Annotated in this window: 14 protein-coding genes, 1 tRNA gene and 1 riboswitch; of the genes, 4 read left to right on the top strand and 11 right to left on the bottom strand. The window is 65.5% G+C overall.

From position 1 onward, the window contains the following. From Mrose_RS09690 to Mrose_RS09675, 4 genes are all read right to left on the bottom strand, one after another. On the bottom strand, positions 1-577 hold a 577-nt coding region (locus Mrose_RS09690; RefSeq protein WP_420808340.1), incomplete at its 3' end, for a putative ABC transporter permease subunit. A gap of 7 nt (positions 578-584) precedes the next feature. Continuing rightward, the gene (locus tag Mrose_RS09685) at positions 585-1,325 is read right to left on the bottom strand and encodes an ABC transporter ATP-binding protein (protein WP_119277752.1); all 741 of its coding nucleotides are present in this window, start codon (positions 1,323-1,325) and stop codon (positions 585-587) included. A 184-nt stretch (positions 1,326-1,509) separates the two neighbouring features. Beyond that, on the bottom strand, positions 1,510-2,829 hold the full coding sequence (locus Mrose_RS09680; protein ID WP_119277750.1) for a S41 family peptidase: 1,320 nt from the start codon (positions 2,827-2,829) through the stop codon (positions 1,510-1,512). Between the two features lie 119 nt (positions 2,830-2,948). After that, entirely contained in the window at positions 2,949-4,025 is a 1,077-nt protein-coding gene (locus Mrose_RS09675; RefSeq protein WP_119277748.1) for a bifunctional 3-deoxy-7-phosphoheptulonate synthase/chorismate mutase, read from the bottom strand. Between the two features lie 93 nt (positions 4,026-4,118). Between Mrose_RS09675 and Mrose_RS09670 the strand changes: the two genes are divergently transcribed. After that, a complete protein-coding gene (locus tag Mrose_RS09670; protein ID WP_119277746.1) occupies positions 4,119-5,081 on the top strand; it encodes a 4Fe-4S dicluster domain-containing protein in 963 nt (320 codons plus the stop codon). A 122-nt stretch (positions 5,082-5,203) separates the two neighbouring features. Here Mrose_RS09670 and Mrose_RS09665 read toward each other — a convergent pair whose 3' ends face one another. Beyond that, on the bottom strand, positions 5,204-5,677 hold the full coding sequence (locus tag Mrose_RS09665) for an Lrp/AsnC family transcriptional regulator (protein WP_119277744.1): 474 nt from the start codon (positions 5,675-5,677) through the stop codon (positions 5,204-5,206). 134 nt (positions 5,678-5,811) lie between these two features. On the opposite strand from Mrose_RS09665, the gene Mrose_RS09660 reads away from it, so the two are divergent. Together Mrose_RS09660 and Mrose_RS09655 are read left to right on the top strand one after the other, a co-directional pair. Beyond that, complete coding sequence (locus Mrose_RS09660; protein ID WP_119277742.1) at positions 5,812-6,138, top strand: hypothetical protein; 327 nt, start codon at positions 5,812-5,814, stop codon at positions 6,136-6,138. A gap of 41 nt (positions 6,139-6,179) precedes the next feature. Next, a tRNA-Gln gene (locus Mrose_RS09655) sits at positions 6,180-6,253 on the top strand. A 53-nt stretch (positions 6,254-6,306) separates the two neighbouring features. Here Mrose_RS09655 and ribH read toward each other — a convergent pair. The 6 genes from ribH to Mrose_RS09625 all read right to left on the bottom strand — a co-directional run bounded on the left by ribH (position 6,307) and on the right by Mrose_RS09625 (position 11,422). Continuing rightward, positions 6,307-6,771, bottom strand: a complete 465-nt coding sequence (gene ribH / locus Mrose_RS09650) for a 6,7-dimethyl-8-ribityllumazine synthase (protein WP_119277740.1) — start codon at positions 6,769-6,771, stop codon at positions 6,307-6,309. Next, a complete protein-coding gene (locus Mrose_RS09645) occupies positions 6,768-8,003 on the bottom strand; it encodes a bifunctional 3,4-dihydroxy-2-butanone-4-phosphate synthase/GTP cyclohydrolase II (RefSeq protein WP_119277738.1) in 1,236 nt (411 codons plus the stop codon). The genes ribH and Mrose_RS09645 overlap by 4 nt, the downstream gene beginning before the upstream one ends. Continuing rightward, positions 8,000-8,599 carry a riboflavin synthase gene (locus Mrose_RS09640; protein ID WP_119277736.1) on the bottom strand — a complete coding sequence of 200 codons (600 nt, stop codon included), beginning with the start codon at positions 8,597-8,599 and terminating at the stop codon, positions 8,000-8,002. Before Mrose_RS09640 ends, Mrose_RS09645 begins: the two co-directional genes overlap by 4 nt. Further along, positions 8,580-9,719, bottom strand: coding sequence for a bifunctional diaminohydroxyphosphoribosylaminopyrimidine deaminase/5-amino-6-(5-phosphoribosylamino)uracil reductase RibD (ribD, locus tag Mrose_RS09635; protein ID WP_119277756.1), 1,140 nt, complete (start codon positions 9,717-9,719; stop codon positions 8,580-8,582). The genes Mrose_RS09640 and ribD overlap by 20 nt, the downstream gene beginning before the upstream one ends. 99 nt (positions 9,720-9,818) lie before the next feature. Continuing rightward, a riboswitch (FMN riboswitch) is annotated at positions 9,819-9,976 on the bottom strand. A 97-nt stretch (positions 9,977-10,073) separates the two neighbouring features. Next, entirely contained in the window at positions 10,074-11,117 is a 1,044-nt protein-coding gene (locus Mrose_RS09630; RefSeq protein ID WP_119277735.1) for a chymotrypsin family serine protease, read from the bottom strand. Positions 11,118-11,197: 80 nt separating this feature from the next. Continuing rightward, positions 11,198-11,422 (bottom strand): hypothetical protein, encoded by a 225-nt coding sequence (locus Mrose_RS09625; RefSeq protein ID WP_119277733.1) that lies wholly within the window; start codon positions 11,420-11,422, stop codon positions 11,198-11,200. Positions 11,423-11,712: 290 nt separating this feature from the next. Between Mrose_RS09625 and Mrose_RS09620 the strand changes: the two genes are divergently transcribed. Then, entirely contained in the window at positions 11,713-12,117 is a 405-nt protein-coding gene (locus Mrose_RS09620) for a response regulator (protein WP_119277731.1), read from the top strand. The last annotated feature ends 52 nt before the right edge of the window (positions 12,118-12,169 follow it).

Here is a 12,169-nt window from a genome sequence, read left to right as displayed (position 1 = left end):
GCCCTGCCGCTGGTGCGCTTCGCCCCGCCGGGGCGAAGCGCACCAGCGGCAGGGCCAGGCCCACCCCGACGGCCACCGGGAAAGCATAGAGCGCGAGCACCACCAGCAGCGCAGAGGGGTAGAAGAACCACGGAGCGTGGTAAAAAGCCCCCACGGCAAAGACGACGGGCAAGGTGAAGAGCGCAGGGAGCAGGGCGGTGGTGGCGAAGGTCTCGGCCACTTTGAACAGGAAAACCCTGGCCGCGCGCTGGGGCAGCGCCAGCAGGAGGGGCAGGTCCTCGGAGCTGTAGAGCACGGCGATGGCGTTGGGCAGCGCCGAGAGCACTACGCTCGAGGAGAGCACCAGCAACAGCACGCTCACGATGCGCTCGACCAGCACGTTGCGGGTGAACACCGCGCTCAGCCGCTCGAGCAGCGAACTCCTCCCCACGATCTCGTGGGTGATGAACTCCAAGAACCAGGTGGTGCCGCTCCAGGCCAGGTAGGCCATGCCCACAGCCAGCAAGAACCCCATGGCAGTGGTGGCAGGTGACTGGCGAAAGGTGTTGTAGAGGATGCGGGCACGCAAGGCGAGCATGGCGAGCTCAATGGAGGATGGGCTCGAGGGCGGCGTCCTCGGTAAGGCGGATGAAGAACTCCTCGAGGTCCTGGGAGCCGTGCTTGTGCAGCAGCTCGCGCGGCGTGCCCAGGGCCAGCAGCCTTCCCTGGTGGATCAGGGCCACCCGGCTGCTCACCGCCTCGGCCAGGGGCATCTGATGGGTGGCGTAGAGCACCGCCCGGCCCTCGGTGGCGTAGCTCCTGAGCAACTCTCGCACCTGCCGGGCGGCGTGGGGGTCGAGGCCCACCATCGGCTCGTCGAGGATCAGTACAGGAGGGCGGTGCAGCAGCGACAAGGCCAGCGAGAGCTTCTGGCGCATGCCGTGGGAATAGGTTTCGATGAGCGAGGAAGCAAAGCGCTCGAGGCGGAACTCGCCGAGCAACGCCTCGATGCGCCGCTCGGCTTCGGCTTTGGGAATGCGGTAGACCCCGGCGGCAAAGCGCAGCAGCTCGGCTCCCGAGAGCTTGCCGTAGAGGTAGGGTCGGTCGGGCACGTAGCCGAACTGGGCCTTGGCCTTCACCGGCTCCTTCCACACGTCCACCCCGTTGACCAGCACCCGCCCCGAGGTGGGCTTGAGCAGCCCCACCAGCGCCTTGATGGTCGTGCTCTTGCCCGCCCCGTTGGGGCCCAAGAGAGCCACGGTCTCCCCAGGGGCAATCTCAAGGTTGAGCCCTTGCAGGGCCACAAATTTGCCATAGCGCTTGCCGAGGTTCTCCAGGCGAATCATTGCTGGCTTAAAGCCTAAGACCCAAAGTCTAAAGCGAGTGGTGTAAATCTCGCTTTTCACGCCCGTTTAAGAAGCCTTAACCCTGCAGAGGCTCGGGGCGCGTGGGGTTACGTCGATGGTCGATAGCCAGGAGGCATCAAAGGTCGAGGGCCGGTGGCTCGTGGCTATCAGCCTTCAGCGTCTTTTACTTCAACTCCTCCAGCGCCCGCTGCAAAATGGCGTCTTTTTCCGGCTCGAGCACGGCCTGACCACGATCTTCGGACTGGGGACGCGGCGGCAAGGTCTGGCTGAAGGTGAACTTGCCTTTCTCGTCGGCTTTGGCGCTGTAGGTCTTGCCGCCGATGCTCAGCGTAACCGTTTCACCGGGCTTGGCCCCGGTGCCCTCGAAGGCCAGCGGCACCTCGAAGCGGGTGTCCTTGACCTCGATATCGGGTTTGACCCCCACTTTGTTGAGCGCGCGCTTCTTGGGGGTGAGCCACTCGAAGGTCACCAGCGTCAGCTCGCCGCCGTTGGGCAGGTCGATGACGTTCTGGCCCACGCCCTTGCCGAAGGTAGTCTCCCCGATGATCTTGGCCCGCCCGCTGTCCTGGATGGCTCCGGCCACGATCTCCGAGGCCGAGGCCGAGTTGCCGTTGACCAGCACCACCATCGGGCCGCTCCACTGCACCTGCCCGTTGGCGTCACAGAAGAGCTTGGTCTGGGTGCGGTAGCGGGTGTAGACGATGGGCCCCTCCTTGATGAAGGCCCTGGCCACCTGGCAACCCTGGTCGAGCAGGCCCCCGCCGTTGTCACGCAGGTCGAAGATCAGCTTCTTCACGCCCTTCTCGCGCATCTCCTTGAGCGCGGCGTTGAGCTGGTCGAAAACCTTGACGTTGGCGAAGGTCTCCAGCGCCACGTAGCCGATGTTGCCGGGCAAGATGGCCTTGGTCACCGAGATGATCTCCACCTTCTGCCGCACCATCTCGAACTTGATGACGGCGTTGCTGCCGTCGCGCCGCACGCCGATGGTCACTTTGGTGTCCTTGGGGCCGCGGATCTTGGCTACAATCTCGTCGACCTCGAGCTTGGTCACGTCCTGGCCGTCCACCTCGGTGATGATGTCGCCCACCCTCAGCCCGGCGTTGAAACCGGGCAGCCCGCGGGTCACCCCGATGATCTGCGCCCCGCCCCCCTTGGGCGGTTGCAGCGAAAGGCTCACGCCAATGCCGTAAAACTCTCCCTGCAAATCCTGGCTGCGGATGGAGCTGCTGGTAGGGGCCGAATAGCTGGTGAACTGGTCGTCGAGCGCACCGATCATGCCGCGAATGCCACCCTGAATCACCGCGTCCAGCTTTTTCTGATCGAGCTTTTGTAGGTACTCGTCCTGAATGAGCTGGTAAGTCTGCAGCAGCGCCTGACCGTTGCGGTTGCGCAGGAAAGCCTCAGAGTTCGGACGCCCGATCTGGGCATAGACCAGGGCCGCGACCACCGCGCCCCCCACGAGAAGCCAGGAAAAACGCCTCATGCTCTCCATCCTAACGGCAGACCGTGAGAAAAATGGTTACGGCTGGTACACCTTAACCCCAGAAGCCCATACAAGTCGCCGATAGTCAGGCGGGCTCGAAGGATGTTGGGCGTTCGACTCTACTGCGTCACCGGCTGGGGCATCAGGTCGCGGATAGCGGTGAGGAACTCGTCGAACTGGGCGAAGTCGAGCTGCTGCTCGTTGTCGGAGAGGGCCACCTTGGGATTGGGGTGCACTTCCACGTGAACGCCGTCGAGGCCGGCAGCCAAGGCGGCTCTAGCCAGCGGGGCCAGCAGGTCGCGCCGTCCGGCGGCGTGGGTCACGTCCACGATCACCGGCAGGTGGGTCTCCTGTTTAGCGAGAACGGCGGCGGAGAGGTCGAGGGTGTTACGGGTCCACTTCTCGTAGGTGCGGATGCCGCGCTCACACAGGATCACCTGCCCATTGCCCTGCGAGAGAATGTACTCAGCGGCGTAGAACCATTCCTCGATGGTCTGGGCGAAGCCGCGCTTGAGCAGCACCGGCTTGCTGGCCTTGCCCACCTCCTTGAGCAGGGCGAAGTTGTGGGCGTTGCGGGTGCCCACCTGGAGGATGTCGGCGTAGTGGGCCACCAGCTCCACGTCGCGGGTGTCCATCACCTCGGTCACGAAGACCATCCCGTAGGTGTCGGCGGCTTTGCGCCCGATCTCGAGCGCAGGCTTCCCCATGCCCTGGAAACCATAGGGGGAGGTGCGGGGCTTGAAGGCCCCCCCGCGCAGCACTCTGACGCCGCGTTCGGCCAGAAAGCGGGCGGTTGCCATCACCTGCTCCTCGGACTCAATCGAGCAGGGCCCGGCGATGAGGTGCTTGCCCTGGCCGAAGACCACCTCACCCACCCGCACCGTGGTGTCCTCGGGCTTGACTTTGCGTGAGTAGAGGAACTTCTGCTTGTCTTGGCGCTCCTCGAGGTCCAGCGAGGCCCTGAAGATCTCCTTGAACAGCCGCCGAATGGTCTCGGAGGGGAAGGGACCAGGGTTTTCGGCGCTGAGGTAGGCCAGCATCTCCTCCTCGCGCTTGGGGTCGTAGTGCGGGATGCCCAGCTCAGTCTGCACCCGCCCGATCTCGGCCACCAGCTTGCCGCGCTCGGAGAGCAAGGCCAACAGTTGTCGGTTGATCCGGTCCACTTCCTCACGGAGGTCCTGTATGCGCTGATCCATAGCCCAAATGGTATACCAAGAGGAGTCTGGCGTCGAACCCTCGGGGCGTGGCTTGGGCTTTGTCGCTTGGTCTCGAGGCGGTAGGCTTGAGGCATGGGCCTGCTCGACAACCTCCTGGGGGCGTTCCTCAAGCTCACCGACCCCACCCCCGAGTTCCACCGCTCGAGGTGCCTGCTGGAGAAGAACTCGGTGGGCGGTTGTGACCGGTGCCAGGCGGTGTGCCCCCACCAGGCCATCGACCTCTCCAACTTCACCGTCGAGATCGACGAGGCGCTGTGCACGAGCTGTGGGCTGTGTACCCAGGTGTGTCCCGGAACGGCGCTGGAGTTTCCGCTTGGCCCGCTGCAAGAAGCCCTGCACCGGGGCAAGGGCCAGGTGCGCTGCTCACAGGCTCACGGCGCCGGGGAGGAGGTGCGCTGCTTGGGGCAGCTCACGCCGGGCATCCTGGCCGAGGCGGGCAGCCGCCTGGGGAAGCTCACGCTGGCCCACGGCAACTGCGCGCAGTGCAAGATCGGCGGAGAGAGCGTGCTGCGCCAGGTGCAGTGGGCCAGCGAGGAGGCCCGCAAGTTTTATCCGGGCCTCGAGGTCAGCCTCACCCTCGACAAGCTGCCGGGGTCGCCGGTAGGGCGCAGGGAGTTTTTCGGAGCCATGCTGGGAGGAGCCCGGCGCAGCGCTGCCGAGCTGGTACCGCAGTTGCCCATCCCTCTGGAGGAAGAAACCCCCGAACTGCCCGCCGAAATTCGCTTGCGCCTTCTGGCCGCACGGCGAGCGGAGGAAGTGCACTGGCCCAAAATCAGCGTGGCCGAAGGCTGCACGCTGTGCCCGGTCTGCACCAACGTCTGCCCCACTCACGCGGTCGAGCGCCAGCGCGAGGTGGTCGAGGGCCTCAGCGACGAATACGTCCTCAAGCTCAACGTGGCGGCCTGCACCGGATGCGGGGCCTGCGTGAGCAGTTGCCCACCGCAGGTGATCACTCTGACGGAGGCCAGCAAAGAAGAGGTGCTGGGGGAGAAGCTCGAGCTCTACCGGGGCACGCCCCCTTGGTACGACCTGTAACCCAAGCCCTCCGTTTGATCTTCCCTCATGGGGCCCCCACGAAAAGCGTTTGTGGGTGCGCTGAGGGGAAGACTTGGTAGATCTTCCAATCCAAGACGCGAAGCTTCCCGTGGGAAAGGCGATTAGCCTGCGGATTCGGTGCCCTGCGCCTTCAGGACGCGGTGCTCCACCGGCTTAGAGAGCACCAGCGAGGTGGTGGTGCTGCCGTAAACGGAGAACCTGCGCAGCAGCTCCTCGAGGTGGCCCACCGACTCCAAGCGGGCACGGATGAAGTAGCAGTCCTCCCCCGTGACGTGCCAGCACTCCAGCACCTCGGGGGTCTGCATCACCAGCTTGCGCACCGCCAGATGCTTGTCTCCTGCCACCCGCAGCCGCGCGAAGACCTCCAGCCCATAGCCCAGCTTACCGGGATCGACGATGGCGCGGTAGCCGGTGATGATGCCCGCATCCTCCATGCGCCGCACCCGCTCAGCCACCGCCGGAGCCGACAGCCCCACCCTGCGCCCGATCTCGCTGTAGGGCGTGCGGGCATCCTGCTGGAGCAGCTCGAGGATGCGCCAGTTCAGATCATCCATGACTTTTGATTCAAAAGACATACAGTGATATTACCATCGAATCGAAAATAAGTCACGCTTTGAAGTTTTATTTATTCATTCACTAACCGGTTTGATGCTCGTACTCTTAAGTTGTAAATCCGGGGCATTCCCTGGAAATGAAAGGAGCAACAGCCATGTTTGTCCGCCACAAACCCAGTGCAAAGCTGGAAGCTGCGCTCGAGAACGCCTACGACGAATTCAGCAAGGATTATCCCGAGCGGCTGGATACCCTATGGGATCGCCACTTCCTCAAGACCTACCTGCTCCCCCAGCTCCAGCAAAACCCCGAGCTGAGCCCGGCCCACATCGCCAGGCTGTGGGGAAAGCACCTGGGCCTCTCACCCCGGCTGCAGCAGCGCTGGCAGAAGGAGCTCGAGCGCATGGCCGCCAACTTCCTGCGCCACCTGGGCCACTTCAGGCCGCCGGCCCAAAAGTACGCGCCAAAAACCGGCCCTGTTTGACACGCCTTCCTGGGCTGGCTAGAATACTGCCTTGGCGATGATGGGGCATCGTCTAATGGCAGGACAACGGTCTTTGGAACCGTCGGTCGTGGTTCGAGTCCACGTGCCCCAGCCAGCACGGAAACTGTAGGGGCGCACTGCGGTGCGCCCCTACGCTGCTACCGTTGCTCAACGGTAGAGCTTCATCAGGTTCGCGAGCTCGAGCGCGGCCAGTGCGGCCTCCGCGCCCTTGTTTCCCGCCTTGGTGCCCGCCCGCTCGATGGCCTGCTCGATGGTGTCGGTGGTGAGCACCCCAAAAGCGATAGGCACCCCCGTCTCGAGCATGGCCTGCTGGATCGCGCTGGTGACGTTGGCCGCGATCAAGGCGTAGTGGTCGGTGGCCCCGCGGATCAGGCAGCCGAGGGCGACCACGGCGTCAAAGCGTCCGCTCCGGGCCATCTCGCGCGCCATCAGGGGCACTTCGAAGGAGCCGGGGACCCAGGCGACCTCGAGGGCCTCCTCCGCCGCGTCGTGGGCCTTCAAAGCGCCCACCGCTCCGTCCAGCAGCCGGCGGGTGATGAGGTCGTTCCACCGCGCGACCACGATGCCAAAACGCATCCCCGTGCCGATCAGCCTGCCTTCATTGACCCTCATGGCAACCCCTCCACCGCTACCCCCTCGGCACCCCTGAACTCCAGCCGGTGCCCGAGCCTCAGCCGCTTGGCTTCGAGATACCTCCGGTTGTGCGGGTTATGGCCCGCCAGCAGCGGCACGGTCTCCACCACCTCCAGCCCCAAGGCAGCCAGACCCGCCGCCTTGCGCGGGTTATTGCTCAGAAGCCGCAGGCGGCTCACCCCTAGCTCGAGCAGGATCTGTGCGCCCACCCCGTAATCGCGCAGGTCCGCCGCGAAGCCCAGGCGCTCGTTGGCTTCCACGGTGTCGGCCCCTTGGTCTTGCAGCGCGTAGGCGCGAAGCTTGTTCAGCAGCCCGATGCCGCGCCCCTCCTGGCGCAGGTACACCAGCACGCCCCGGCCTTCCGTGGCGATGGCCCGCAAGGCTGCGTCGAGTTGCGCGCCGCAATCACAGCGCAGCGAGTGCAGGACATCGCCGGTGAGGCACTCGCTGTGCACGCGCACCAGCACCGGCTCCCCATCGTCCACCTCGCCCATGACCATAGCGAGGTGCTCGCCGCTACTCAGCGTGTCCAGGAAGCCCAGCAGCCGGAAGAGGCCGTAAGGAGTGGGCAGGAGCGTCTGAGCCTCGCGGCGGACGAAGGTCTCGCTGCGCCGGCGGTGGGCGACGAGGTCGCGGATCGTGCCGACCTTGATCCCCAGCCGCTGCGCGAGCTCGAGCAGTTGCGGCAGCCGGGCCATGTGGCCGTCCTCGGCCACGACCTCGCAGATCACGCCCGCTGGCTGCAGGCCGGCCAGGCGCGCGAGATCCACCGCTGCTTCGGTGTGGCCAGCCCGACGCAGCACCCCGCCTTCGCGGGCCACGAGGGGAAAGACGTGCCCCGGTCGGCGCAGATCAGCCGGGCGCGTGGCTGGGTCGAGGCAGGCGCGGATGGTGGCCGCACGGTCGAAGGCGCTGATCCCCGTGCCACAGGAAAGGTGGTCCACCGACACGGTGAAGGCGGTGCCGTTGGGGTCGGTGTTGTACGCGACCATCGGCTCCAGGCCCAGCGCCCTGGCGCGCTCGGCGGTGAGGGCAAGGCAGACCAAGCCCCGGCCCTCCCGGATCATCAGGTTGATCACCTCTGGCGTGGCGTGCTCGGCGGCGACGATGAAGTCCCCCTCATTCTCGCGCTCCTCGTCATCCACCATCAGCACCGGGCGGCCACGCCGCACTTCGGCGATGATCTCCAGGATCGGCGCGAGAGGGCTCATCGCAGGGCCTCCCGCGTTTGCAGGATGCGCTCGACGTACTTCGCCAGCAGGTCGGCCTCGAGGTTGACCACCGCGCCCGGCGTGAGTTCGGCCAGGGTGGTGACCTCGAGGGTGTGCGGGATGAGCCAGGTCGAAAAAACCCTGCCCCGCACCTCCACCACGGTGAGCGAAACCCCGTCCACACTCACCGACCCCTTCGCGACGAGGTAGGGCCTGAGCGCGGGCGGAGCCTCGATCTCGACCACCCAGGCCCCCGGCTGCGGCGACACGGCCACCACGGTGCCGGTGCCATCGACGTGCCCGCTGACCAGGTGGCCGCCAAAACGACCATCTGCCCGCATGGCCCGCTCGAGGTTGAGCCGCGAGCCCACCTCCCAGCGCGGCGCGGTCCTGGCCACGGACTCCCGCGAGAGGGCCACGCTGAAGCCCTCCCGGTCGAAGGCCGTCACCGTGAGGCAGGCCCCGCTGCAGGCAACCGAGTCCCCCACGCGCATATCCTCCAGAATCTTGCTGGCCCCGATGGTAACGACCCGGTTTCCCCCCTCTTCGCGGGACGCCAGCACCTGGCCCACCTCTTCAACGATCCCCGTAAACATCGTCCTCTCCTCGCTCGAGCCAAGGGACGTAGCCCTCGATCAGCACATCCTCTTCAAAGCGCTCCACACGTACCCGCTCCAGCCGCACGGCATCGGCCATCCGCGCGACACCGGTCCCCGCGACGGGCGTAGGGCCCCCACCCCCCACGAGCTTGGGGGCTACGAAGGCCACGACCTTCCGCACCCTGCCCGCGTCGAAGAAGCTGCCGGCCAGCCTCGAGCCGCCCTCGAGCAGAAGCCCGGTCAGGCCCCGCGCACCCAACAGCTCCAGCGCGGAGGCCAGGCTGACCCGACCCTTCGGACCCGCCTCCAGCACCACCACCTCGGCACCGGCCCGGCGCAGCAGCTCCAACCGCCGAGGGTCGGCCTGTTCGGTCGTCAGGATCAGCACCCGCGCCGCTTCCCCACGCGGGCCTTTGCAAAACAAGCGGGCCTGGGGCGGCGTTCGGGCCATGGAGTCGAACACCACCTTCACCGGGTCGCGCGGCGTGCGCGAGGGGACGGCGGGTGAAGGCAGGCGGCAGGTGAGTTCAGGGTCATCGGCGAGCACCGTGCCAACCCCCACCACCACCGCATCGAGCTCGTCGCGCAGCACGTGAACCTGCTTCCTGGCGGCCTCCGTGCTCACCCAGCGGGCATCGCCTGTCGAGGTGGCGGTCTTTCCATCCAGCGTCAGCGCGCTCTTGAAAACGACGAAGGGCTCGCGGCGGGTGATCCAGTGGCGAAAGACCTCCTGCTGCCGCTCGGCTTCCTCCCGCAGGACCCCCGTCACCACCTCTACCCCCGCCTGAGCGAGTTGCTCGAGCCCGCGTCCACCCACCAGGGGATTGGGGTCCACAGCCGCCACCACCACGCGGGCCACCCCAGCCTCGATCAGGGCCTGCGCGCAAGGCGGGGTGCGCCCGTGGTGGGCGCAGGGCTCGAGGGTGACGTAAGCCGTCGCCCCCCTGGCCTGCTCCCCCGCCTGGCGGAGGGCCATCACCTCGGCGTGGGGCTCCCCGGCACGCGGGTGAAACCCCGCACCGACGACCTGCCCCTCACGAACGAGGACACAGCCCACCGGGGGATTGGGGCTGGTGCGCCCCAGCGCCCTGGCGGCAAGGTCAAGGGCCTGGCGCATGAACGCGGTGTCCACACCAGGCCCGCTTCGAGCCTCTGGGCCGAAGTTTCCGGGATAGATCACACTTTGCGCTCGAGCGCAGGGAACGCTCGAGCTTTCCTCCTCCTTCTCCCATCCCGACTGTCACGGTCGGCTTCGGATTCTCACCGAATCGGGCCCAGGTTACTAGATTTCCTGGGCTTCGCGGGCTTCCGCCACGGTCCGCAGACCGGGGGCTCACCGCCGGTGGGGAATCGCACCCCGCCCCGAAGGAAGTCGAGCCTCACGGCTCAGAGCAAAGATAACACACTCCGGCCCCCGCTCAATGCCAAAGCCAGGTCACCGGATGGCGACCTGGCCAAAGAAGCTACTGTGCTAAAGAATCTGCTCGGCCACCTCCACCCGCAACAGCGCACGCACGTTCTCGAACTGGTTGGCGATGGTGGCCAGGCTCGAGCCGGCGAATAGCAGCCCAACCGCCACGTTGTCCTCGGTGAGGATCAGCGACCCCGAATCGCCACCCGCGGACATGTTGGTGGTCACGATCTGGTCGCGGAAGCGGGCGACCAGCCCTCCGCCATAGTTCACGTCCACGGTGGCGTTGATCGCGGTGATGCGCCCGGTGGTGAAGTTGGTGGTGCGCCCGGTCTTCTTGACCCGCAGCCCCACCCCCACGTTGGCCTTGCGCCGCCAGCCGCGAACGTAACCGGCCCAGTAGATCTCCCGGTCCAGGTCGTGGAACTGGCCCTCGGCGATGGCTGCGTCCACCAGGTTGTTGTGGGAGGCCCGCGGCACCGGCGGCTCGAAGGTGATGGGGATAAAGCGGCTCAGGCGCGCGATGACGTCGGCGGGCGCGGTGCCCCCGTCGAAGGGGCCGGGTTGCAGAATTGGGTCGCCCAGGAGGGCGGCATTGCTGTTGGCGAGCACGTGGTTGTTGCTGAGGATGTAGTAGCGCGGGGGGATTCCCAACCCATGCGTAGGCGGGCTGACGGTGGCCCCCGGTGGAAAGTCATATACGCAGGTGGCAATCGTACCTGCGGTAATGCGAAAATGCCCGACGCTGTAACCGCCCTCGGCGGGACGAATTCGGCGGGTGAGGGTCTGAATGCCCGCTTCGGTGCTTTCACCAGCGAACAGATCCCCCACGGCCAGGACGTCGGTCTGCATCCCCTCGAGGCGGGCCGGCACGAGTTCGTTGCGGCTGAGTTGATCCTTCTCGAGCTTGTGGGTGACCAGGACCACCAGGGCAGCTTCGCCGGTGGGCTCGCCCTTCTTCCACTTGACCCCCACCCCCATCCCAACCACGTTCGGGCGCATCTTGGTGGGGTCCAGAAAATCGCCTTCGCTGGCGCTGAAGGCTTTGGTGGCCTCGGCTTCCGCCGTGGCGGATAGAACCATCTTGCTGGCATCGAGAGGCATATCCCCTCCAAATTTCGCGGTGAAAGCTCTATTTCCAGTAGCATCGCAGGAGCTCGCCAGGTAAGGGTTGCTCTGGAGAACTACTCTTCAGCACCGATAATGCCCGTTTCTTCAACATCCACTTCCACGCCTTCAATGTCCAACGGAATCACCTCCTCTTCCTCCAGGGCACTCAGGGGCACCTTATGGGTGACGAACACCTTGATGACGGGTTGCCCATTCTTTTCTCCCTGACCCACGCCCACGACATTGGGCAAATTGAGCAACCTATCTGCGTGTTTACGCAGCAGAGTCTCGAGGTCCATGTTCTCCCCTTTCCTGGCCCGGCTAACCGATGCGCGTCAACGCTCCACGAGGACCGAGTGGCTATGAACTCAATACATAATAGCCCCCAGGGGTTACTTCATGGTTACAGCCGGAGCGCTGTGGCTCTCCCAGCCGATCAGCTCGACAAAGACGCACAGCATCGAGGGGCCTTGCGAATCTGCTTCGGGCATCCCAATCTACCTCAGGCTCGAGCGAAGCCCCGAGCCGGTTGATTAAATCTTGGTCAAATTTCACCGCTGGATCGGGGGCTATCCTCTAGGCTCGGAACATGGAGATCGGGCAAAGCCACGTCGCCGTTGTCGTCACTCCCAGCGCTACCGTTCGTGCCTTGCTCGAGATGGTGCTCGAGCAGGAAGGATTCAAAGCCATTTTTTTCAGCACTCCCCAGGAAGCCCTGAACCTGCTGCGCGAAAGCGTCCCCTCCTTACTCATCCTCGACGAAGGCCTCGAGCCCGATGCTTTCTCGGTGTCCGGGCGGCTCAAGATGATCCGCCGCCTGCGCGAGATGCCAATCCTGATCCTCGTCAGCGAACACGACGACCGCACCCGCGTCACCGCCGAGCTCTCCAAGGTAGACCACGTCATCCCCAAACCCTTCGAGAGCCGTCACCTCCGTTCGTTGCTGCGCTCGCTGCTGCGCTCCAACTCAACTCAGGAAGCGACCTCGAGGTAAGGAGAAGGCGTTAGGGGCTGGCAGCTATCGCTCATTGGCCATCGACTATCGA

The organism is Calidithermus roseus (assembly GCF_003574095.1).
GTDB lineage: Bacteria > Deinococcota > Deinococci > Deinococcales > Thermaceae > Calidithermus > Calidithermus roseus.
Note: the sequence above shows the minus strand (reverse complement) of the source record. Positions and strands in the feature narration are given on the sequence as shown.

Bases quoted from the DNA above. Each gene is read 5' to 3' on its own strand.
- Mrose_RS09665 (WP_119277744.1), bottom strand. From the start codon at position 5,677: ATGTCTTTTGAATCAAAAGTCATGGATGATCTGAACTGGCGCATCCTC.
- Mrose_RS09675 (WP_119277748.1), bottom strand. From the start codon at position 4,025: ATGGATCAGCGCATACAGGACCTCCGTGAGGAAGTGGACCGGATCAAC.
- Mrose_RS09620 (WP_119277731.1), top strand. From the start codon at position 11,713: ATGGAGATCGGGCAAAGCCACGTCGCCGTTGTCGTCACTCCCAGCGCT.
- Mrose_RS09630 (WP_119277735.1), bottom strand. From the start codon at position 11,117: ATGCCTCTCGATGCCAGCAAGATGGTTCTATCCGCCACGGCGGAAGCC.
- Mrose_RS09670 (WP_119277746.1), top strand. From the start codon at position 4,119: ATGGGCCTGCTCGACAACCTCCTGGGGGCGTTCCTCAAGCTCACCGAC.
- ribD (WP_119277756.1), bottom strand. From the start codon at position 9,719: ATGCGCCAGGCCCTTGACCTTGCCGCCAGGGCGCTGGGGCGCACCAGC.
- ribH (WP_119277740.1), bottom strand. From the start codon at position 6,771: ATGAGGGTCAATGAAGGCAGGCTGATCGGCACGGGGATGCGTTTTGGC.
- Mrose_RS09680 (WP_119277750.1), bottom strand. From the start codon at position 2,829: ATGAGGCGTTTTTCCTGGCTTCTCGTGGGGGGCGCGGTGGTCGCGGCC.
- Mrose_RS09625 (WP_119277733.1), bottom strand. From the start codon at position 11,422: ATGGACCTCGAGACTCTGCTGCGTAAACACGCAGATAGGTTGCTCAAT.
- Mrose_RS09660 (WP_119277742.1), top strand. From the start codon at position 5,812: ATGTTTGTCCGCCACAAACCCAGTGCAAAGCTGGAAGCTGCGCTCGAG.
- Mrose_RS09685 (WP_119277752.1), bottom strand. From the start codon at position 1,325: ATGATTCGCCTGGAGAACCTCGGCAAGCGCTATGGCAAATTTGTGGCC.
- Mrose_RS09645 (WP_119277738.1), bottom strand. From the start codon at position 8,003: ATGAGCCCTCTCGCGCCGATCCTGGAGATCATCGCCGAAGTGCGGCGT.
- Mrose_RS09640 (WP_119277736.1), bottom strand. From the start codon at position 8,599: ATGTTTACGGGGATCGTTGAAGAGGTGGGCCAGGTGCTGGCGTCCCGC.